Origin of the sequence: Sphingobium abikonense NBRC 16140, assembly GCF_001598335.1 — a bacterium.
Taxonomy (GTDB): Bacteria; Pseudomonadota; Alphaproteobacteria; order Sphingomonadales; family Sphingomonadaceae; genus Sphingobium; species Sphingobium abikonense.
This window is the reverse complement of record NZ_BCYT01000001.1, coordinates 246,574-267,339: the sequence shown is the minus strand read 5'-3', so window position 1 is coordinate 267,339 and position 20,766 is coordinate 246,574. Positions and strand designations below refer to the sequence as shown.

Below are 20,766 nucleotides of genomic sequence, written 5' to 3'. Positions count from 1 at the left end.
CATCGACCAGCGACGGCGCTCCGATGAAATACTGTGTTTGAACGGGCACGGGCTTGTTGTAACAAAGCCACTATGAACGGCGCGAATATCCTCCCCAGGCGGGCCGCAGCGTGGCGGAGGCTGATGCCGGCCTTCCTGCGCGGCGGGCGTCTGGCAGCGTTGGTGGAAGGGGTCACACTCGCGCTATTTCTGGGCATGGCGGGGCTGACCTACCATTTGCTTTCGGGCAACGGTCAATCCTACACCTTGCTGACGCCCCCGATCGTCGCGCTTTTACTCGTCGCGAACCTGGTGCCTGCAATCGCCTTGCTGGTTCTGCTCGGGCGCCGCGTTGCCAAACGCCGGGCCAGCGCGTCGGCGATCGGGAGCGACGGGCAACTGCATGTGCGGCTGGTCGCAATATTCTCGATTGTCGCGAGCGTGCCGATGTTGCTGGTCGTCATCTTCGCGTCGCTGTTGTTCCAATATGGTGTGCAATTCTGGTTTTCCGATAGCGCAAGGGGGATGCTGCAAAATGCGAGCGACCTGGCGCGCGGCTATTATGAACAGAATCTGCGCGAGGTACGCGACGAGACGCTGACCATGGCCGGCGATCTTCGCGATTATCTGAGCCAGACAGACGTCTCCAGCCCGCGGTTTGCGGAAGGCTATATCTACCAGGTCGTCACGCGAAAGCTGAACCGGTCGGCCATTATCGAGGTGGGGAAGGACGGGATCGCCCGCACCGCCGCGACGGTCGATCCGGAAAATCGCCCGGTGTCGGAAATGCTGCCAGCCAGCGTTGTGCGGCGACTGGCGGCCGGGGAGGATATTGTGGTGCAGGCGCGCCCCAATCAGGTCGAGGCCGTGACCCTGCTCTATCCCAACAGCAAGGTCTATCTCTACGCCACGCGCAACGCCGGCACGTCATCCTTCTCCAATGTGGAGCGGGCGCAAAAGGTGATTGCCGACTATGATCTGTTCGCGGCGCAATCGCGCGCGCTTCAGTTGCGCTTTAACGTGGCCTTGTTCGTCGGCTCATTGCTGCTGGTCGGGATCGCCGTCTATATCGCCCTGGCGGTGGCCGACTGGATGGTGCGCCCGGTCAATGAGTTGGTGACGGCTGCGCGGCGCATTACCGCAGGTGATTTGTCGGCCCGCGTCACCAGTCCGCTCAGCCGCGACGAAATCGGCACGCTTGCGTCGGCCTTCAACCGGATGACGCAGCGCCTGGAAGCGCAAACCGGTGCCTTGGTGGCAGCCAATAGTCAGTTGGACGAACGCCGCGCCTTCATTGAGGCCATCCTGTCGGGCGTCAGTGCAGGCGTCCTGTCAGTCGACCTGGAGGGCGTGATCCTGCTCCTCAACAGTTCGGCAGCGGCCATTTTGGTCGGTGAGGAGGATGATCCGGTCGGCCGGAGGCTGGCGGATATTTCTCCCGAACTGGCGGATTTCGTGGAGTCGGGTGAGGACGCCGGCATCGTGCAGGTGCGCGCCCATGGGGATGTTCGAACCCTTGCCGTGAAGCTGGCCGCCGATGCGTCGCGCCACATCCTCACCTTTGATGATATTACTCAGCAACTGTCGGACCAACGCCGTGCCGCCTGGTCCGACGTCGCCCGCCGGATCGCCCACGAAATCAAGAACCCCCTGACCCCCATTCAGCTGGCCGCCGAACGACTCCAGCGGCGCTATGCCGATGAGGTGACCAGCGACAAGGCGACGTTCAGCCGTCTGACCGGCACCATCGTGCGCCAGGTTGGCGATCTTCGGCGGATCGTGGACGAATTTTCCTCTTTCGCGCGGATGCCAAAGCCCGTCTTTCGTCGCGAGGCGATTGGCGACATCGCCCGCCACGCCTTGTTCCTCCACGAAGTGGCCCATCCCGACATTCGATTTGAATATGTGGCGGACGATAGCGACTTGGAACTGGTCTGTGATCGCCGCCAGCTAGGGCAGGCGCTCACGAATATAGTAAAGAATGCCGTTGAAGCCATTGAACCTAAATCCGCATCTGAAACGGGCGGTCCGCGAGGGCATGTCTGCATGGCGCTTTCCCAAGACGGGGAGGACATTGTCATCACGGTTCGCGATGATGGCATTGGCCTGCCGCCCGAACGGGATCGCATCCTGGAGCCCTATATGACGACGCGAACCAAAGGCACGGGTCTGGGCCTCGCCATCGTCAAGAAGATTGTTGAAGAACATCTTGGTGAAATCCGCTTTGACGATGCCGAAGGCGGCGGCGCATGCGTGACCCTGCGATTTGCCGCAGGGGCACTGGAAAAATTGGAAGAGGGGCAGCCGTCAGCGCTGCCAAAAGGAAAAGTGACGGCCCATGGCGCTTGATATTCTGATTGTCGACGATGAAGAGGATATTCGCGACCTCGTCGCGGGTGTGCTTGAAGATGAGGGCTTTACCACGCGCACAGCCGCGAACAGCGACAGCGCGATCGACGCGCTGGATTCCCGCCGTCCTTCGCTGGTGCTGCTCGACGTCTGGCTCCAGGGATCGCGCATGGATGGTCTGGAACTGCTCGATGAGATCAAGCGACGCGACCCGACGGTCCCGGTGTTGATGATTTCGGGCCATGGCAATATCGACACCGCCGTCGCCGCCATCCGCAAGGGCGCGGCGGACTTTATTGAAAAGCCGTTCGAGGCCGATCGCCTGCTCCACCTCGTCGCGCGCGCTACGGAGACGGAACGGCTGCGCCGCGAGAATCAGGTCTTGCGCGCGCGTTTCGGGCAGGATGATGAACTGACCGGGACGTCCGCCGCCATCAATGGCGTGCGCGCCACCATCAAGAAGGTTGCCGGGACGGGTAGCCGCGTGCTGATTTCCGGCCCGGCCGGCGTCGGCAAGGAAGTGGCCGCGCGCATGCTGCACAGCTGGAGCGGACGCGCCGATTCACCCTTCATCATCGTTGCCGCCGCGCGCATGGATCCGGACCGGGTCGAGGAAGAACTGTTCGGCATTGAGGATCCGAGCGGCTTGGTGCGCCCCGGTTTCCTGGAACAGGCGCATGGCGGCACGCTCTATCTCGACGAAATCGCTGATATGCCGCTCACCACGCAGGGCAAGATATTGCGCGTGTTGACGGACCAGAGCTTCACCCGTGTGGGTGGCCAGCGTCAGGTCAAGGTCGACGTGCGCGTCATATCGTCCACGGCGCTCAACCTGGCGAGCGAGATCGAGGAACGGCGGTTTCGCGAGGATCTATTTTATCGCCTCAACGTAGTCCCGCTCGCGATCCCGCCATTGTCAGAGCGTCGCGACGATATTCCGCCGCTGGTCGAACATTATCTCGCGCGCTTCGCGGCAGACCGTCGCGTTCCTCCACCCGAAATCGCCAGTGACGCCATGGCAGCGCTGCAGGCCAATGAATGGCCCGGCAACGTTCGCCAGCTGCGCAATGTCATCGAACGCACGATGATCCTGGCGCCAGGGGACCGGATCGGGCGGATAGAACTTGATATGCTGCCGTCCGAATTGACAAGTGACGGTGGAGGCGAGGGGATCGGCCAATCGGCGATCATGGGCGCACCGCTCCGCGAGGCGCGTGAAAGTTTCGAGCGCGAATATCTGCGCATCCAGATCCGCCGCTTTTCCGGCAACATCTCACGAACCGCGACGTTTATCGGCATGGAAAGATCAGCGCTGCATCGCAAGCTCAAGTTGCTGGGCATTACCGAAGAGAAGGACTAGCGAGCGGGATTGCCGGTGGACGGCTCTTCGCAATTGCGGTAAAACTAATAGGTCTCCGGTCCGCGGAGGCAGGCAAGATGCCCTGCTTAAGGGCGCGACGAGCGGGTAACGTCCCGCCAAGAATATAGGACTGGCGACGACCATGGCCGACAAAGTGAACAATCTGCAGGATATTTTCCTGAACAGCCTGCGCAAGAGCAAGACCCCGGTGACCATGTTCCTGGTCAAGGGCGTAAAGCTGCAAGGCATCATCACCTGGTTCGACAATTTTTCCGTGCTCCTGCGCCGTGATGGGCAGTCGCAATTGGTGTATAAGCATGCCATTTCGACGGTCATGCCTGCCCAGCCGATGGACCTGACCGACCTGCGCAAGTCCAGCGATGGCAACGGCAAGCCGAAGCTGTTGCAGGAAATCTTCCTGTCGGCCGTTCGTAAATCCGGCAGCCCGGTGACGATGTTCCTCGTCAACGGCGTGATGCTGCAGGGTGAGATTGCCGCTTTCGACCTGTTTTGCATGCTGCTGGAGCGCGACGGCATGGTTCAATTGGTCTACAAGCACGCTATTTCGACGGTCCAGCCACTCCATGCGCTCGACCTTACCGGCGAAAATGAGCAGGATGACTGATCGTCACGCTATCTGCCTTTCATTGACAATGCTCCCGTTCGACCGGCGCTCCAGTCCCTCATGCTGGTTGCTGCACGGACGGGAGCATCTCGCATTCTAGAGCGTTAGATCCAGCATGGCAGTCTTTAATCGGGATTCGCAGGACGAGGTATCGCGTGGCGCGCGCGCGATCGTCGTCCATGCAGAAACCCGCGGATTGGATCGCCGGGACAGCGATGCCCGGCTGGAAGAAGCGCGGGGTCTGGCGCTTGCCATCGGCATCGACGTGCGCGCCGCACAGGCATTTCGCGTGCGCGACCTCAAGCCCGCAACCCTGTTCGGCAGCGGCCAGGTGGACCAGATTGCGACGTTGGCGCGGCAGGAGGAGGCCGAACTGATTATCGTCGACAACAGCCTGTCGCCGGTTCAACAAAGCAATCTGGAAAAGGCATGCGAAGCCAAGGTCATAGACCGTACTGGCCTCATTCTTGAAATTTTCGGCGAACGTGCCGCGACCAATGAGGGGCGGTTGCAGGTAGAATTGGCCCATCTTGACTATCAGGCTGGCCGTTTGGTGCGCAGCTGGACGCACCTTGAGCGGCAGCGCGGCGGCTTTGGGTTTCTGGGCGGCCCGGGCGAAACGCAGATTGAGGCCGACCGCCGGATGATCCGCGATCGCATGGCTAAGATCCGGCGCGAACTGGACCAGGTGACACGCACGCGGGGGCTTCATCGTGCGCGTCGGCAGCGCGCGCCTTGGCCGGTCATTGCGCTCGTCGGTTATACCAATGCTGGAAAATCGACGCTTTTCAATCGGCTGACTGGCGCTGACGTCATGGCGGAGGATTTGCTCTTTGCCACGCTTGATCCGACGATGCGGCAGATAGCGTTGCCCGGCTTGGACAAGGCGATCCTGTCCGACACCGTGGGTTTCGTGTCGGACCTGCCCACCCAGTTGATCGCGGCTTTTCGCGCAACGCTGGAAGAAGTCCTGTCGGCAGACCTCATCGTCCATGTGCGCGATATCGCGCACCCTGACAGTGAAGCCCAGCGTGACGACGTGCTCGAAGTTCTTGGCGAATTGGGCGTCGCCGGCGAAGGCGCGCTTGATCGCGGGGAGGGGGACCCGGCACCGCCCCCAATGATCGAGGCATGGAACAAGCTGGATCTCCTGGACGAAGACGCCGCAGAATTGATCCAGGAGCAGGCGGCGCGGCGCGAGAACGTCGTCATCCTTTCCGCGCTGACCGGCGAGGGGGTCGATAGACTACAGCGCATGATCAGCGATCACATGACGCGCGGGGCGAAAGTGTATGACCTCCGCATTCCCGTATCCGACGGCGCAGCGCTGGCTTGGCTGCATGAACATGGCGAAGTGCTACACTCGACCATCAGCGCCGACGTCATGAATGTCGAAGTGCGGCTTTCGGACGCGACATTCGCGCGTTTTGCAAAAGCGAATATTTGACGGGTAGGGCAGATGAACTGCCCACCAGTATCTTATGTCAAATTTTTCTCGACGACGGTGATAGCTGCGTCAAGCCTTGGAGCACGCTCGCAGCGATTGTCACACGCCGCCTGTTGCTTTCGCAATCGGGCAAGAATGTCGTTGGCAGCATCGACATTCCCCAATTTTGTTTCCGCAAGCACCAATCCGCTCAAGGACCCTGGATGATAGTGGAAACCGCGATGCACGCTGCGTTCGAAATATCGGCGTGCGGCATCGGCGTCGCCGAGACCAAGCTTGGTCACGCCACGTAAAAAGCGCACGTCCTTGCTCGGTGTGCGCCCCATCAAGCGGTTCAGAATAGGATCAGCCTCGGCATATTTTCCCTGCGCAACCAATTCGCGGGCATGTTGCAAGGCGCCAACCGGCTTCCGGTCAGGTGGACCACTAAAAGCCCCGTCACCGGAATATGCGGTGCTACTGGAGGAAAGAGTGCCAAAGTCATAACCGGCGTTGAAGTTTATGCCGGTTATCCCAGTAACGGCATGTCCCCCCTGAGCGAACACAGGGCCGGAAATTGCCACAAAGATCGGCAGAAGGAGTCTCAAGCGCATAGCATTCTCCTTTGATCTGAATGGCTAAGCTATGCGCAATCCTAGATGCCGTCAATATCGGTTGCAACGTGCAATGGTTTACTCCCGCGCTCCTGCGCTTTTGCGCGTTGCCAGAGGGCCTCTTTCTCTTCGAGCGGCATGGTCGCGAACGCCGCGCCGCCCTGCGCTTCTGCGGATCGGAAGCGCCGTTCGAACTTTGCGTTGGTTCGGCGCAAGGCTGTTTCAGGATCGACACTTAAGTGGCGTGCCAGATTCACCACGGAGAAAAGAAGGTCACCGACTTCCTCTTCGCTTTCCGAATGGGTTTGGGCAGCGGCCACCTCTTCCAGTTCTTCCTCAATCTTATCATAGACGCCTTGCAGGTCGGGCCAATCGAAACCGGTGCGAGCGGCCCGTCTCTGCAATTTTTCAGCACGCAACAACGCGGGGAGGGTGGTAGCGACGCCGGCTAGGGCACTCGTATCAATATCCTTTTCGGCGCGCTCGGCAGCCTTTATCGTCTCCCACTGAGCATGCCCGTCTTCGCGTCTCACATCGTCGCCAAAGACGTGTGGATGCCGGCGGATCATCTTTTGCGTTATGCCGTTTATCACATCCTGAAGGGAGAAATGTCCGGCTTGCTCGGCCATTCGGCTATGAAAAGCGACTTGGAGCAACAAATCCCCCAACTCATCGCGAAGGCTCGCCATATCGCCACGCTCAATCGCATCTGCGACCTCGTAGGCTTCCTCAATCGTATAAGGCACGATCGACGCGAAGTCTTGGGCAATATCCCAAGGGCATCCGGATGCGGGATCGCGCAACCGCGCCATGACGGTCGCCAATGGCATGATGTCGGCCGGACTAGGCGCTGCGCTTGATGACGTCATGGAAAGTCTCCGGTCAGAGGGGCACGATGATGAGGTGGGGCGATACTACAACTCCACTCGCTGTCAGTACCAGTCTTGATCGATAATACATATTATGTAAAATATGTATGCACTTGTACTCGCTCGGTCATCTGTCGCTTTTGCTGTCGGTTCAAGCCTCAATCCTCCAATATTCGACTATGCTGTGCCGTCTCCCGCATGCGAACATACACGGCGAGCGATATGGCGATCATGATGCTGACATAGATATAGAACGCCTGCTCCATCCCGGCCTGCTTGAACCACAAGGCCACGAATTCTGCCGTTCCCCCGAACAAGGTATTCGCCAGCGCATAAGGCAACGCTACGCCCAATGCGCGGATATGCGCAGGAAAAAGCTCGGCCTTCACCACCGCGTTGATCGAGGTATATCCAGTCACGATCAACAGACCGGCCATCACCAGCAAACCTGCGACCGTCGGATCGGTTGTCCGCGCGAGTGTTGAGAAAATGGGATAGGTGCAGATAACGCCCAAGACCCCAAAGCTTATCATCAAGGGTCTGCGCCCGATCCGATCGGACAACGCGCCTGCGACTGGCTGGAGCAGCATGAACAGGAACAGGGTTATCGCGTTGATCTGCGATGCTGTTTCGCGGCTCAGTCCGCTGGTGTTCACCAGAAACTTCTGCATGTAGATGCTGTAGGCGTAAAAGGCGATGGTCCCGCCAGCCGTCAGCATCATCACAGTCATCGTCTCACGCGGATGGCGCGTGATCAATTCGACAAAGCCCGATTTGGGAGCGCCTTCCGCCTTGGCCTTGGCAAAGCTCTGCGTCTCCGCCAGACCCCGCCTTAGCCAGAAGACGATAATCGCAAGCGCGCCGCCGATGAAAAAGGGAATTCGCCAGCCCCAGCTGTCGAGCTGATCGACGGACAGCGAAGCCTGGAGGATCAGCAACACGCAGATCGCTACCAGCTGCCCGGCAATCAACGTCACATATTGAAAGCTGGAAAAGAAGCCGCGTCGGTTGCGGCCGGCCATTTCCGACAAATAGGTCGCGCTGGCGCCATATTCGCCGCCAATCGAAAGCCCCTGCATCAGCCGGGCCAGTACAAGCAGCATCGGCGCGGCGACGCCAATCGTTTCGTAGCCAGGCGTCACTCCGATCAACAGCGACCCGGCGCACATCAGCGCCACAGACAATGTCAGCCCGCTCTTTCGCCCATGGCGATCGGCATAGACGCCCATCAGCCAGGCGCCGATCGGCCGCATGAGAAAGCCGACGGCGAAAATGCCCGCTGCGCTCAGCAACTGCGCCGTGCGATCTTCGCTGGGGAAGAAATGCGGCGCGAAATAGAGCGTAAACGCCGAATAGGCATACCAGTCATACCATTCGACCAGATTGCCGGTCGATCCGCCAATAATCGCCTTCAGCCGCTGGCGCTGGGTTGGCGCTGATGGGCCTGCGGTCATGGCGTCAGCACCATCTCACCATTCTGAACGCCCCAGCTTTTCAGGCGCGAGAGCATGTTCATGCCGATCACATTGACCTCTCCAAATGCTGGCGACACGACGACCGGCAGATCGCTCGCGCGGATTGGACCGATGGCAAGGGTCGGGATGCTCGATCGCCTGGCCTCCACTCGGCCATTGGCGGTGTTCATGACCACACCTGGCGCGCCGACGTCATAGTTCAATCCGGACGCGCGCGCGGTGGTTTCGGACAATGCCGTGATCGTCGCGCCGCTGTCGATCAGAAAGCGGGCGGGCGCGCCGTTGATCCGGCCTTCCACCCAATAATGCCCGTCGTCAGCCACCGGTATCCGCAGGCTTTGCCCCTCGGTTTGCGTCTGCGGCAAGGCTGGTGGCGCGTCCGCCGATATGGCGACGCCCCCCTCCTCCGCCCAGCGTCCGGTTAGAACGCCTCTATCCTGCGCAAACTTGAACAACCCCAGCAGGGCCGCGAAAATCGCAACCCACAACAATGCCATGCGCCAAAGGCTGCTCCAGGCAAGCCGTCGTCCGACCAAGGCGGAACCGACAAGCACCAGGGCCAGGAGAAACCAGATGCCGGACGCCGCCTGATCCGTTCCGCTCATCAATTCCCCTACGCGCCCATGCCCAAGTCCACGACCAGCCCGTCATAGCCCGGTTCCACACCGTTGGGCAGAGTATCGCATAGCGTAGCATAGTCCATGCTTTGATCCATATGCGTCAGGATAGCCCGTGCCGGTCGCGCCGTCGCGATGCCATCCAGCGTCAGCGCCAAATGCGGGTGGGTGGGGTGCGGCTTTTCCCGCAAGGCATCGACGACCCATATGTCCATCTGGTCATACAGGGCCAGCATGTCGGGCGTTATGACATGGAAGTCCGTTGCATAGCCGATGGACTTGCCGCCATGGCTGAAGCGGAACCCGGTCGAATAAATGGCGCCGTGAGGCTGGTCGACGCAGGCAATCTCAATGTCGCCGATCCGCACGGTGTCTTTGAGTGGATGCTCGGCGATGATTGGATGATAGCCCTGCCGGCCTTCGAACGCATAGCCGAACCGCTGCTTGAGCAAAGAGAGGGTTTGCGCGCGGGCATAGCCGGGCACGGGCGTCCCGCGATGGTGAAAAAGTTGCCGCACATCGTCCAGCCCGTGACAATGATCGGCATGATCATGTGTCCACAGGATCGCGTCGATATGAACGACATCCGCATCAAGCAACTGCGCCCGCATATCGGGCGAGGTGTCGACCAGAATGCGCGTCGTCGCGCTTTCGACCAGAATGGATACACGTGTCCGCCGGTTCTTCGGCTCATTCGGATCGCAGGCGCCCCAGTCATTGCCGATGCGCGGCACTCCCGAAGAGGTGCCGCTACCCAGCATGGTCAGCTTCAGGCTCATGCCACTTTCGAGAAAAGCGTATGGAAATTGGCTGATGTTGCCGCCGCGAGCTGTTCGACGCTTTCCCCCCGCAATGTTGCGAGAAAGCGGGCGGTGTCAGCAACATAGGCGGGTTCGCACGGCTTTCCGCGATGCGGCACCGGAGCGAGGAAGGGCGAGTCGGTTTCGATGAGCAGACGGTCCAACGGCAGCCGGGCCGCCGTTTCCTGCAAATCCTTGGCGCTTTTGAACGTCACGATGCCCGAAATGCTGATGTAGAAGCCCAACGCCATGGCGGCGTCAGCGAAAGCGCCGCTGGCGGTAAAGCAGTGAATGACGCCGCTATAGGCCCCCTGCTCCATTTCCTCCCGCATGATGGCCAGCGTGTCATCTTCGGCATCGCGTGTGTGGACGATCAGCGGCAGGCCCGTCTGGCGGCAGGCGGCGATGTGGGCCCGGAAGCTCCTCTGCTGCCGCTCCCTGTCGCTATGGTCATAATAATAGTCGAGACCCGTTTCCCCGATTCCGACCACGCGTGGATGCGCGGCGCGTTCGACCAATTTGGCCGTATCGACATGCGGGTGCTCGTCCGCTTCATGCGGGTGGATGCCGACCGTTGCCCAGACATCGGGTTCGCGTATTGCCGTATCGAGAACCGCGTCCCATTCGCTTTCGCGCGTCGCGATGTTGAGCATCAGGCCCACCCCAGCGGCGCGTGACCGTTCCAGCACATTGACCTGATCCTCGATCAAGCCCTTATAATTGAGGTGGCAATGGCTGTCGATCAGCATCGCTCACGCCTCCGCTTCGGCAAGGTCAAGGCGCGGAAATAGCGGTTTTGGCGGACTTAATATAAAGCCCGAAGCCCGCAGCGAGGCGTAGAAATCGGACCCGATCAGGTCATAGCCAGGCGCGTCCATATCGATGCCCATCTGGTCCAGCAACGCGGTTGCGCTCGCCGGAATGACCGGCTGGATCATCACAGCCAGGCTCGCAATGGCTTCATACAGCGTCGCCAGCACGGCTTCCATTCGCGCAGGGTCCGTCTTGCGCAAAGCCCATGGGGCCTGCGCATCGATATAGGCATTGCAGGCAAAGACCGCGCGCATCCAGGCTTCGATGGCTACCGAAGGGCTCAGATTTTGCATCGCCTCCTGAAAAGCCCGGCAAGCGTCGGCAATGTTGCGCAGCAACTCGCTATCGACATCCTGCGGCGCGGGTTCAGGCAGGCGCCCGTCGAGATTCTTCGCGATGAAGCTCAAAGTCCGCTGCGCCAGGTTGCCGAAACTGTTGGCCAGATCGCTGTTGGATCGCGCCACGATCGCCTCCGCGCTATAGCTGCCATCATTGCCGAACGTCACTTCGGACAGCAGGAAATGGCGCAACTGATCGACGCCAAACCGGTCTGCCAGTTCCATCGGATCGGCGACATTGCCCAGCGACTTGGACATTTTTTCCCCGCGATTGAGCAGGAAACCATGGCCGAATATCCGCTTCGGCAAGGGCAGCTTCGCACTCATTAGGAACGCCGGCCAGTAAACCGCATGGAAACGCACGATATCCTTGCCGATGACATGGGTGATGTCGCCGCCCTCGGACCAATAACGCGCCATGCGCTGTGCATCGTCTGGATAGCCGCAGCCGGTCAGATAATTGGTCAGCGCATCGACCCAGACATACATCACATGCCCTTCCGCATTTGGTACCCGGACACCCCAGTCGAAGCTGGTGCGCGAAATGCTCAGGTCGGAAAGCCCACCTTCGACGAAGCGCATGATCTCGTTGCGGCGGCTATCAGGCTGGATGAAGTCGGGCTGGCTCTCGTAGAGCGCCAGTAGCTTTTCCTGATAGGCGGACAGGCGGAAGAACCAGCTTTCCTCGATGGTCCATTCGACAGGCGTGCCCTGAGGCGACAGCTTTGCGCCCCCTTCCCCCTCGACGATTTCCTTTTCATCATAGAAGGCCTCGTCCCGGACTGAATACCAGCCTTCGTAGCGCCCGAGATACAGGTCGCCATTAGCCTCCATCGCGCGCCAGATCGCTTGGCTGGCGCGATGATGATCGTCCTCGCTGGTGCGGATGAAACGATCATGACTGATATTCAAGCCTTCATTCATCGCCTTGAAATAGGACGACATTTCATCGGCTAACTGGCGCGGTTCCATGCCGCGGGCGCGCGCCGTTTGCGCCATCTTCAGCCCATGCTCATCCGTGCCGGTCTGGAAGAACACATCGCGTCCCATCATCCGCTGAAACCGCGCGATCGCATCGGTGGCGATCACTTCATAGGCATGGCCGATATGGGGGCGGCCGTTGGGATAGGATATGGCGGTCGTAATGGTGAAGGGCTTCGACATGGCGTCTCCCTAACCGCTGAACGCGCTGGCGCAAAGCCGCTTTTCAGCGCCGAGGCGCGAGCGCCGCGACATGCCCGGCAAGTTCGAACACCACGGCCGCCGGGTCGAGCGACAGGATCACTGCGCCTCCCGCCAGATGGCGCGCCCGTTCCCAATGATCGAGCGCCTCACCAAGAGCAGCTCCCTGCCGCTGGCGTGCCGCCTGCGCAATGAAAGCAGGCGCGCGTTCCAAAAAGGCCTCGTAGCGCGGCTTGGCGGATTTCGCCGCCAGCGCCTTGACTAGCGCCAGCCTTTTGCCATTACCCTCGTCCATTCCCGCCGCCAGCTCACCAAGCGCCTGCTCGATCTCGGCGAGGTTCAGGCCGGCAAAGCGCATCGCCTGGCCCGGCGAACCTTCACCGGCTCGAACCAGCGCCTCCAGTTCCGCGTCTGCCAGACCGGGCTGCGCGCTGGTCAGCACGCGCCGCATCGCCGGCTCGTCCAAGGCGTCGAAGCGCAACGTGCGGCAGCGCGACCGGATCGTGGGCAGCAGCCGTCCCGGCGCATGGCTGACCAGCAGGAACAGCATATCGGCCGGCGGCTCCTCCAGCGTCTTGAGCAGCGCGTTGGCCGCGCCGCGCTCCAGGTCATCGGCGCTGTCGACAATCACGATCCGCCGGGGCGAGAGCGATGGCGCCGACTGGATCAACCGTTGCAAACCACGCACCTGATCGACGCTGATGTTGCGTGCGGCAACGCCATCCTTCTCGATCGGCGACAGTTCGGCATAATCGGGATGGGCCGTCGCCTCGATCAGGCGGCGGATCGGATGATCGTCGGGCACGGCCAGTCCGTGGCCTTCGACAGCCGGTCCTGCCGCCTCTGCCAGCAAGCGCAGCGCCAAGGAACGCGCGAAGCTGGCCTTCCCAATCCCTTTGGGACCGGCGAAAATCCATCCATGATGCATCCGTCCGCTCTGGTCCTGGGCCAGCAGCATGCGCGCCTGCGCATCATGACCGGTGGGCAGGATCACGGCAGCAGGTCGGCCAGGGCGTGGATCAGACGCTCGGTCACGGCGTCGGCTGATCCACTGGCATCGACGGCGCGAATCCGGTCGCTCTCCAGACCCGCGAACCGGGCGAAGGCATCCGCAACAGCCTGATGGAAGCTGCTGTCGCGACCGCCGATCCGGTCGGCATGGTCGCCATCGCGCGCGCGCGCGCGCTCGGCGGCCACCGTATCGGGCAGGGTCAGCAGCAAAGTCCGGTCCGGCAGGAAGTCAGCGCTACCGATGCGGTGTAGCGCCAATATGTCGCTGTCGCTTAATTCGCCCTGCCCCTGATAGGCGCGGCTCGAATCCAAAAAACGATCGGACAGCACCCACGCGCCGCGCGCCAGCGCCGGGCGGATGGTCTTTTCCACATGATCCGCACGTGCCGCCGCGAACAGCAGCGCTTCAGCGCGCGGACTCCAGCGATCCGCGCCGCCGGTTAGCAGCAAGGTTCGGATGGCCTCCGCCCCGTCGCTGCCGCCCGGCTCGCGCGTTTCGACAACGTCCAGTCCGCGCTCTCGCAGGATACGGGCCAGCGCACGGAGCTGTGTCGATTTGCCCGCCCCCTCCCCGCCTTCCAGCGAGATGAACCGGCCGATCGTCACCCGAAGAGCGACTTCAGGCCGTTCCAGAGCCGACCGAAAACGCCTGCCTCCGCGACATCTTCGCCAGCCACCAGCGGCATGACCTGCGGCGCGGTGTCATGGGTCTGGACGATCAATTGCGCGATCTGCTGCCCCTTGGCGATCGGCGCCTTGATCGGGCCGGTATAGACCACCTTGACCTTCACGTCCGCCGACGCCGTGCGCGGCAGCGTGACCGCCAGATTTTGCGGAGCGACCAAGGGCACGCTCGTCGCGCTGCCCAACTGCACTTCGGCGGTTTCGACCGTCTGCCCTTTCTTGAACAGCGGCTGCGCCTTCCACGCCTTGAACCCCCAGTCCATGAAGCGGACGGATTCCTTGATGCGGCCGTTAAAGCTGTTGAGCCCCGCCACCACCATCACCAGTCGGCGGCCATCCTGCTCAGCCGATCCGGTAAAGCCATAGCCAGCTTCCTCCGTATGACCGGTTTTCAGGCCGTCGGCGCCCGCGATCTTGCCCAGGATCGGATTGCGATTGGCCTGCTCGATCGCCGAACCGCCCATCGTCTGCCCCCAGGTGAAGGACTTGGTGGCATAGAAACGCTTGTAGAGCTCGGGCGTCTCCTCGATCGTCGCCTGGGCGAGCTTGGCCAGATCCTCCGCGGTCACATAGGTCACGCCCTCATCCGGCCAGCCATTGCTGGTGCCGAAATGGCTGTTTTTAAGGCCCAGGCGCTTGGCCTCCTCGTTCATCAGCGCGACAAAGGCCTGCTCCGTTCCCGCAATACCCTCCGCCAGCACGACGCAGGCATCATTGCCCGACAGGGTGACGATGCCATGCAGCAGATTTTCGACCGACACCTGCTCGCCGGCGGAAAGGAACATGGTCGAACCCGCTTTTGGGCCATGCCATTGCTGCCAGGTTTCGGGGCGGACGGTGAATTTCGTATCCAGTTTGAGGTCGCCCTTCTGGATCAGGCGAAAGGCGACATGCGCCGTCATCATCTTCGCCATGGACGCGGGCGGAATACGCGTCTCCCCGCCCTTGTCGTACAGAACGGCGCCCGACGACAGGTCCTTCATATAGGCAATCGGCGCTTCGGTCGTGTAGGGCGGCGCGGCCGCGATCACCGGCTGGGCGACCAGGCCAGCGGCCAGAAGCATTGCGAGGGATTTCTTCATGAGAACAATTGCCTTCGACTGGATGGATTCGCTTGGAGCGGCCTAAAACTATTGCCCGTCCTTAGCCATGACGGGCATGTTCGCAAAGCCCTGCGCGGCAGCTGCACGAACGCCGGCCTGCGCTGCCTGCCGGGTTGCATAGGGACCAAAGCGCACACGCCACAAATTGCCTCCTTGCTCCACCTGTGCGCCTATCCGTTTCGCGAGCGCTTCAGCATTGGCACGGGAGGAAAAAGCACCGACCTGGACGAAATAGCGTCCTGACGCTGCCTGCTCCTTGGCCTCAGGTGAGGCTGCCGTCGGCTTGGTTGTGATGGGCCCGGGCTGTGGCCGGTCGAACGTCGCGCCGGCCCGAGCGGGCGCTGCGGTCATAGGGGCCTGTGCTAGCGGTGCGGGCGGAAGTGTTTGCTGCAATTTCTCGCGCAACACCTTGAGCAATGCCGGGGGGCTTTCCAGCCGTTCGGCCGCCCGCTGATGCGAACGAAGGGCGACCTGATCCTGACCGGGAGGATTGACGCGCCGCACGCGAACCGCAGCGGACGGACCGGACAGTCCCAATTGCGCCATCGCGCCCGGAGACAGGCCGATCAGGCGATCATTGCGCATCGGCCCGCGATCATTGACGCGAACCAGGATCGTCCGCCCGCTGTCCAGCGCCGTCACCTCGACATAGCTTGGCAGCGGCAGCGTCTTGTGCGCCCCCGTGATGGCATCCACCACGAAGGCCTCGCCATTGGCCGTTACTTCACCCTTGCTCCCGGCCTCCATCGGCATCGCATAGCCCACCTCATCATAAGCGGCGGGATCGGCGGGGCGGTAGAGCACCCCAGCCAAGCTATAGGGTTCACCCAATAAAACGGGTTGATCCTCGACCATCGCGCTGGGCTGCGCCTCGCCAGCACCAGACATCATGCCGATTGCCGCCGCGCACAGGGCGGCGAACGCCTTATTGCTTGACCGCATCCGCCAGCAATCCCACCGACAGAGCGTAAAAGTTCGAGCAATTATAATCCAGGATCGCCCGATAATTGCTGGTCAGCAAATAGGCGGTCTTGCCGGGACCATCGGGTTCCAGCAGGGTCGCCATCATCGTGTCAGCGGGCCAGCGTCCGCTTTCCGGCACCAGTCCCAGCCGGCGCCATTCGGCCATGGTCATCCAGCGGCTGTGACGATTGAATACGCGGGGACACCGTGGCGGATTGGTGCGGGCGGTGAGCGAGCCGCGATTGAGGCCAGTTGGTACGGATACTGCGACACCCCATGGCTCCCCGCGACGCCAGCCCGATTGCACGAAATAATTGGCGATCGACGCCAGCGCATCGGCCTCGCTGGTCCAGATGTCGGCCTTGCCGTCGCCGTCACCATCTTTGGCCAGGCGCAGATAGACGCTCGGGAGGAATTGCGGATAGCCGGTCGCCCCGGCCCAGCTGCCCACCAGCCGGCTGCGCGGCACGCCATTGTCGAGCATCTTGAGCGTGGCCAGCAGCTCCGGCTCGAACAAGGTCCGCCTGCGCCCCTCCCAGGCCAGGGTGGCCAGCGAGCGGATCAGGTCAAAGTCCCCCGTATAGGAGCCATAATTGGTTTCATGCCCGAAAATGGCGACCATGATCTCCTCAGGCACGCCAGTTTCCGCCTCGATGCGCGCCAGATGGGCGCGATTGGCCTGATAGGCGGTGCGACCGCGACTGATCCGCGCGGCATCCACATGCTTGAGGCGATAGGGCTGGAAATTCGGGATTGGCGCATAAGCGCCGCCGCCCGGCTGGTTCTGGTCAAGTTCGATGACGCGCGGGTTGGGTGTCAGGTCCGCAAAGACGCTATTGAGCGTGGCGTCGCTGATCCCCATCGCCCGAGCCTGCGGACGCAGGCTTTCCAGATAGGAACGAAAGTCGCTGTTCGTCTGGGCAACGGCTGGCACAGGCGCGGCCGCCCCGACCGAAGCCGTCGCAACGGCGACCCACATTACCGAAAGGACTGAACGCAAAGAATCTCGCATGCCGCTGTTGTTGCACAGGCTGGTGCGCGCGCGAAACCCCCTATCGCACTAGCATTCCCGGAAGGCGACGAACCGAGCGACGAGATTTTACACTTGGCAACCGCGCATTCCACGCTAGGAAGCGCGCCAGGGACAGGTGGCCGAGTGGTTTAAGGCAGCGGTCTTGAAAACCGCCGTGGGTTTACGCCCACCGTGGGTTCGAATCCCACCCTGTCCGCCGGATTCCGCCGATTATCGTGTTTTCAAATATAATGCCCGGGCCTCACTTCCTGCAAAGTGAGGACTGTGCTGGCCTCGGGCGCATGGTTGTCGGCCTGACTTATGATCGCACGCGGATCGATCGCATGGCTCAACAACAGACCGCATCGGTCCGGGCCATTCCAGATCACCGTCCCGCACACCTCCAGATGATCGGCAATCAGCGTCACCCGCTCGCCCACTACCGGGAGCCAGGCGCCGCTTACCAGCGCACCATAGACGGAAATATTGCAAATGCGGACAGGCTGGCTCGTGCCTTCCCAATTGAGCGTCGCAGGCACATGCGCGGCGATACGATGTTCACGCCTGCGTTCTGCTCGCGCCCGACAAATACTCTGTTCCATGTTTCACTCCCGGTTCGCCCCCCGGAATGAGAACAGAGTCGCTGTCGCTTCTTGCCAACTGCTTACGCCACATGGTTAACGGCGCGGCATGACCGCGCCGTTATGGCAGGATCAGGCTAACGCCCCGTGGCAATGCTTGTATTTCTGCCCTGACCCACAGGGGCAAGGCGCGTTGCGGCTGATATCCAGATTGGAGAAGTCCTCCCCTTCGACAGTCGGGGCGGGTGCGCGCGGAATGGTCGTGGTGATGCTGCCCAGTTGCCCCGCGTCGATGTCTGCGCTGTTGTCCTCGCCCGAAAACGGATCGATATGCGTCGTGATAAAGTCGGGCAGCACGGGAAGCGCATAATCCTCCATCGCTGGCTGCTCCATCCGGAACTGCACGCGCGCAATCGACCCGGTCACATCTTCGCGGATATTTTCGAGCATCCGCTCGAACAGGGCAAAGGCTTCCTGCTTATATTCATTGATCGGCGTTTTCTGCGCATAGGCGCGCAGATGGACGACCTGGCGCAGCGCGTCGAGCGTCGAGAGATGCTCTTTCCAGTGATGGTCGAGGCTCTGGAGCAGGATCGACTTCTCGATCATGTGCCAATCGGCGGCATCGATCTCCTTGACCTTCTCTGCAACGGCGGCGTCCGCCATTGCGACCAGCCGCTCCTCGATCATCTCGGGGTCAACGGCGTCCTCGGCAAGCCATGCGTCGAAGTCCGGTTCGAGGCCCAATATCTCGGCCGTGCGCGCCTTCAATCCGTCCATATTCCATTGTTCGGGATAGGTGCCCGGCGGGCAAGATGCACCGACCAGGTCATTGACCGTTTCGTGCCGCATGTCTGTCACGACATCGTCCACCGTGTCGGCGTCCATGATGTCGCTGCGTTGCTCGTAGATGACCTTGCGCTGATCGTTCATCACATCGTCATATTCGACGACCTGCTTGCGAATGTCGTAATTGCGCGCCTCGACCTTTTTCTGCGCGGTCTCGATCGCCTTGCTCAGCCATTTTGATGGCGGCAGGGCCTCCCCGTCCTCCAGATTGGAGCGGATCATCTTGGCGAACATGGTGTCCGGACCAAAGATGCGCATCAGGTCATCGTCGAGGCTGAGGTAAAAGCGCGACAGGCCAGGGTCTCCCTGACGGCCCGAACGGCCGCGCAGCTGGTTGTCGATGCGGCGGCTTTCATGCCGCTCGGTCGCCAGCACGAAGAGGCCGCCTGCGGCCAGCACTTCCTGCTTCTCGACCTCAATCTCCGCTTCGATCCGGGCGATGGCTGCATCGCGGTCCGGGCCTTCGGGCATGTCGCGCAGTTCGTCCTCGACACGCATCTCCAGATTGCCGCCCAATTTGATGTCGGTGCCGCGACCGGCCATGTTGGTCGCGATTGTAACCGCGCCCTTGCGACCCGCCTGCGCCACGATATGGGCTTCGCTTTCGTGAAAACGGGCGTTCAGCACCGCATGTTTGACGCCTTCCTGGTTGAGAAATTCCGAGAGCATTTCCGATTTTTCGATCGACACCGTACCGACCAAAACAGGCTGCCCCTTTTCGGCATGGACCTTGATGGTCTTGGCGATCCCACGGAATTTGTCTTCCAGATTCTTGTAGAAAGTATCTTCCTCGTCAACGCGCTGGATCGGCCGGTTGGTCGGGATCGTCACCACGTTCATCTTGTAGATTTCGTAGAATTCCGTCGCTTCGGTCGCGGCGGTGCCGGTCATGCCCGAGAGTTTGGGATACATGCGGAAGTAATTCTGGAAGGTGATGGACGCGAGCGTCTGGTTTTCCGGCTCGATATTGACGCCTTCCTTGGCCTCCACCGCCTGGTGCAGGCCATCGGACCAGCGGCGCCCATCCATCATGCGGCCGGTAAATTCGTCGATGATGACGACCTTGCCGTCCTTGACGATATAGTCGATGTCGCGGCGGAACATGACGTTCGCGCGCAGCGCCTGGTTCACATGATGGACAACCGCGGTATTTTCGAAGTCATAGAGATTGGCGCCCTGCAACAGACCCGCTTGTTCCAGCAGACGTTCAATCTTCTCCGTGCCATCCTCGGTCAGCGTGACGCTGCGCTGCTTTTCATCCTTTTCGTAATCAGCTTCCGTCACCTGCTTCACGATCGCGTCGACCGCTACATAGAGTTCGGACTTGTCGTCCGTCGGCCCGGAGATGATCAGCGGCGTGCGCGCTTCGTCGATCAGGATCGAATCCACCTCGTCGACGATTGCGTAGTTGAACGGGCGCTGGACCATCGACCCGCGATCGAACTTCATATTGTCGCGCAGATAATCGAAGCCGAGTTCATTATTGGTCGCATAGGTGATGTCGGCCTCATAAGCCGCGCGCCGCTGGTCCTCGGACAGGTTGGGCACGATGACGCCCGTAGTCAATCCAAGGAAGCGATAGACCTGCCCCATCCAGTCGCAGTCGCGGCTAGCAAGATAGTCGTTCACCGTGACAACGTGGACGCCCTTGCCTTCCAGCGCGTTGAGATAGGTGGCCAGCGTCGCCACCAAGGTCTTGCCCTCGCCCGTCCGCATTTCGGCGATCTCGCCGCGATGCAGGACGATGCCGCCCACCATCTGCACGTCGAAATGCCGCATGCCCAGAACGCGCTTGGACGCTTCGCGCACCGTCGCGAAGGCTTCCGGCAGCAGATCGTCCAGCGTCTCTCCCGCCGACAGCCGTTCGCGGAATCGAACCGTTTGCGCTACCAGCTCCTCGTCGCTCAACGCCTGGATCGAAGGCTCAAAGGAAGCGATCCGATCGACGATCTTGCCCAGCGACTTGACATAGCGTTCGTTGGACGATCCGAAAATGGATTTGGCGAGTGCGCCGAACATGAGCTCTCCCTGAGCGAAAAGACAAAAAGGGCGCAACAAGCCACGCCGCAAACAATTGAGCGGCAAATAGGCATCGGCCGGGCGCGCGTCAATTCAA

General features: G+C 61.2%; 18 protein-coding genes and 1 tRNA gene. 5 read left to right on the top strand and 14 right to left on the bottom strand.

Annotated features, from left to right (window positions below; translation table 11 throughout):
• Nucleotides 1-72: 72 nt before the first annotated feature.
• The 4 genes from SAB01S_RS01190 (at nt 73) to hflX (ending at nt 5,760) form a co-directional block, all read left to right on the top strand.
• The gene (locus SAB01S_RS01190; RefSeq protein ID WP_062731345.1) at nt 73-2,328 is read left to right on the top strand and encodes a sensor histidine kinase; all 2,256 of its coding nucleotides are present in this window, start codon (nt 73-75) and stop codon (nt 2,326-2,328) included.
• A complete protein-coding gene (ntrX, locus tag SAB01S_RS01185; RefSeq protein ID WP_062731344.1) occupies nt 2,318-3,688 on the top strand; it encodes a nitrogen assimilation response regulator NtrX in 1,371 nt (456 codons plus the stop codon). Before SAB01S_RS01190 ends, ntrX begins: the two co-directional genes overlap by 11 nt.
• Before the next feature lie 142 nt (nt 3,689-3,830).
• Entirely contained in the window at nt 3,831-4,313 is a 483-nt protein-coding gene (gene hfq / locus SAB01S_RS01180) for an RNA chaperone Hfq (RefSeq protein ID WP_021225805.1), read from the top strand.
• 115 nt (nt 4,314-4,428) lie between these two features.
• Complete coding sequence (gene hflX / locus SAB01S_RS01175) at nt 4,429-5,760, top strand: GTPase HflX (RefSeq protein ID WP_062731343.1); 1,332 nt, start codon at nt 4,429-4,431, stop codon at nt 5,758-5,760.
• Between the two features lie 32 nt (nt 5,761-5,792).
• On the opposite strand, the gene SAB01S_RS17985 is transcribed toward hflX, so the two are convergent.
• The 12 genes from SAB01S_RS17985 to SAB01S_RS01115 all read right to left on the bottom strand — a co-directional run bounded on the left by SAB01S_RS17985 (nt 5,793) and on the right by SAB01S_RS01115 (nt 17,187).
• On the bottom strand, nt 5,793-6,353 hold the full coding sequence (locus SAB01S_RS17985; RefSeq protein WP_083951068.1) for a tetratricopeptide repeat protein: 561 nt from the start codon (nt 6,351-6,353) through the stop codon (nt 5,793-5,795).
• A gap of 41 nt (nt 6,354-6,394) precedes the next feature.
• On the bottom strand, nt 6,395-7,222 hold the full coding sequence (gene mazG / locus SAB01S_RS01165) for a nucleoside triphosphate pyrophosphohydrolase (RefSeq protein WP_062731341.1): 828 nt from the start codon (nt 7,220-7,222) through the stop codon (nt 6,395-6,397).
• A gap of 158 nt (nt 7,223-7,380) precedes the next feature.
• Nucleotides 7,381-8,676 carry an MFS transporter gene (locus tag SAB01S_RS01160; RefSeq protein WP_062731340.1) on the bottom strand — a complete coding sequence of 432 codons (1,296 nt, stop codon included), beginning with the start codon at nt 8,674-8,676 and terminating at the stop codon, nt 7,381-7,383.
• Nucleotides 8,673-9,302 (bottom strand): retropepsin-like aspartic protease family protein, encoded by a 630-nt coding sequence (locus SAB01S_RS01155; protein WP_062731339.1) that lies wholly within the window; start codon nt 9,300-9,302, stop codon nt 8,673-8,675. Before SAB01S_RS01155 ends, SAB01S_RS01160 begins: the two co-directional genes overlap by 4 nt.
• An 8-nt stretch (nt 9,303-9,310) precedes the next feature.
• Entirely contained in the window at nt 9,311-10,093 is a 783-nt protein-coding gene (locus SAB01S_RS01150; protein ID WP_062731338.1) for an MBL fold metallo-hydrolase, read from the bottom strand.
• Nucleotides 10,090-10,863, bottom strand: coding sequence for a TatD family hydrolase (locus tag SAB01S_RS01145; RefSeq protein ID WP_062731337.1), 774 nt, complete (start codon nt 10,861-10,863; stop codon nt 10,090-10,092). The genes SAB01S_RS01150 and SAB01S_RS01145 overlap by 4 nt, the downstream gene beginning before the upstream one ends.
• Before the next feature lie 3 nt (nt 10,864-10,866).
• Nucleotides 10,867-12,429 carry a methionine--tRNA ligase gene (gene metG / locus SAB01S_RS01140; RefSeq protein ID WP_062731336.1) on the bottom strand — a complete coding sequence of 521 codons (1,563 nt, stop codon included), beginning with the start codon at nt 12,427-12,429 and terminating at the stop codon, nt 10,867-10,869.
• A 43-nt stretch (nt 12,430-12,472) separates the two neighbouring features.
• Nucleotides 12,473-13,441, bottom strand: coding sequence for a DNA polymerase III delta subunit-related protein (locus SAB01S_RS01135; RefSeq protein WP_281179021.1), 969 nt, complete (start codon nt 13,439-13,441; stop codon nt 12,473-12,475).
• Nucleotides 13,438-14,064: a dTMP kinase gene (gene tmk / locus SAB01S_RS01130; RefSeq protein ID WP_062731335.1), complete on the bottom strand. Its 627-nt coding sequence runs from the start codon at nt 14,062-14,064 to the stop codon at nt 13,438-13,440. Before tmk ends, SAB01S_RS01135 begins: the two co-directional genes overlap by 4 nt.
• Nucleotides 14,061-15,224 carry a D-alanyl-D-alanine carboxypeptidase family protein gene (locus SAB01S_RS01125; RefSeq protein WP_062731334.1) on the bottom strand — a complete coding sequence of 388 codons (1,164 nt, stop codon included), beginning with the start codon at nt 15,222-15,224 and terminating at the stop codon, nt 14,061-14,063. Before SAB01S_RS01125 ends, tmk begins: the two co-directional genes overlap by 4 nt.
• 48 nt (nt 15,225-15,272) lie before the next feature.
• Entirely contained in the window at nt 15,273-16,187 is a 915-nt protein-coding gene (locus tag SAB01S_RS01120) for an SPOR domain-containing protein (RefSeq protein ID WP_062731333.1), read from the bottom strand.
• Nucleotides 16,171-17,187, bottom strand: a complete 1,017-nt coding sequence (locus tag SAB01S_RS01115; RefSeq protein ID WP_157078240.1) for a lytic murein transglycosylase — start codon at nt 17,185-17,187, stop codon at nt 16,171-16,173. Before SAB01S_RS01115 ends, SAB01S_RS01120 begins: the two co-directional genes overlap by 17 nt.
• A 163-nt stretch (nt 17,188-17,350) precedes the next feature.
• On the opposite strand from SAB01S_RS01115, the gene SAB01S_RS01110 reads away from it, so the two are divergent.
• A tRNA-Ser gene (locus SAB01S_RS01110) sits at nt 17,351-17,437 on the top strand.
• A 25-nt stretch (nt 17,438-17,462) separates the two neighbouring features.
• Here SAB01S_RS01110 and SAB01S_RS01105 read toward each other — a convergent pair.
• Together SAB01S_RS01105 and secA are read right to left on the bottom strand one after the other, a co-directional pair.
• Nucleotides 17,463-17,822 (bottom strand): PilZ domain-containing protein, encoded by a 360-nt coding sequence (locus SAB01S_RS01105; RefSeq protein WP_062731331.1) that lies wholly within the window; start codon nt 17,820-17,822, stop codon nt 17,463-17,465.
• A 111-nt stretch (nt 17,823-17,933) separates the two neighbouring features.
• Nucleotides 17,934-20,669 (bottom strand): preprotein translocase subunit SecA, encoded by a 2,736-nt coding sequence (secA, locus tag SAB01S_RS01100; RefSeq protein ID WP_062731330.1) that lies wholly within the window; start codon nt 20,667-20,669, stop codon nt 17,934-17,936.
• Nucleotides 20,670-20,766 lie beyond the last annotated feature (97 nt).

What these genes read in the sequence shown, in the direction of transcription:
- SAB01S_RS01190 (WP_062731345.1), top strand. Translation starts at nt 73, where the DNA reads ATGAACGGCGCGAATATCCTCCCCAGGCGGGCCGCAGCGTGGCGGAGG.
- SAB01S_RS01105 (WP_062731331.1), bottom strand. Translation starts at nt 17,822, where the DNA reads ATGGAACAGAGTATTTGTCGGGCGCGAGCAGAACGCAGGCGTGAACAT.
- mazG (WP_062731341.1), bottom strand. Translation starts at nt 7,222, where the DNA reads ATGACGTCATCAAGCGCAGCGCCTAGTCCGGCCGACATCATGCCATTG.
- SAB01S_RS01145 (WP_062731337.1), bottom strand. Translation starts at nt 10,863, where the DNA reads ATGCTGATCGACAGCCATTGCCACCTCAATTATAAGGGCTTGATCGAG.
- hfq (WP_021225805.1), top strand. Translation starts at nt 3,831, where the DNA reads ATGGCCGACAAAGTGAACAATCTGCAGGATATTTTCCTGAACAGCCTG.
- secA (WP_062731330.1), bottom strand. Translation starts at nt 20,669, where the DNA reads ATGTTCGGCGCACTCGCCAAATCCATTTTCGGATCGTCCAACGAACGC.
- ntrX (WP_062731344.1), top strand. Translation starts at nt 2,318, where the DNA reads ATGGCGCTTGATATTCTGATTGTCGACGATGAAGAGGATATTCGCGAC.
- SAB01S_RS01125 (WP_062731334.1), bottom strand. Translation starts at nt 15,224, where the DNA reads ATGAAGAAATCCCTCGCAATGCTTCTGGCCGCTGGCCTGGTCGCCCAG.
- SAB01S_RS17985 (WP_083951068.1), bottom strand. Translation starts at nt 6,353, where the DNA reads ATGCGCTTGAGACTCCTTCTGCCGATCTTTGTGGCAATTTCCGGCCCT.
- SAB01S_RS01115 (WP_157078240.1), bottom strand. Translation starts at nt 17,187, where the DNA reads ATGTGGGTCGCCGTTGCGACGGCTTCGGTCGGGGCGGCCGCGCCTGTG.
- hflX (WP_062731343.1), top strand. Translation starts at nt 4,429, where the DNA reads ATGGCAGTCTTTAATCGGGATTCGCAGGACGAGGTATCGCGTGGCGCG.
- metG (WP_062731336.1), bottom strand. Translation starts at nt 12,429, where the DNA reads ATGTCGAAGCCCTTCACCATTACGACCGCCATATCCTATCCCAACGGC.
- SAB01S_RS01150 (WP_062731338.1), bottom strand. Translation starts at nt 10,093, where the DNA reads ATGAGCCTGAAGCTGACCATGCTGGGTAGCGGCACCTCTTCGGGAGTG.
- SAB01S_RS01120 (WP_062731333.1), bottom strand. Translation starts at nt 16,187, where the DNA reads ATGCGGTCAAGCAATAAGGCGTTCGCCGCCCTGTGCGCGGCGGCAATC.
- SAB01S_RS01155 (WP_062731339.1), bottom strand. Translation starts at nt 9,302, where the DNA reads ATGAGCGGAACGGATCAGGCGGCGTCCGGCATCTGGTTTCTCCTGGCC.
- SAB01S_RS01160 (WP_062731340.1), bottom strand. Translation starts at nt 8,676, where the DNA reads ATGACCGCAGGCCCATCAGCGCCAACCCAGCGCCAGCGGCTGAAGGCG.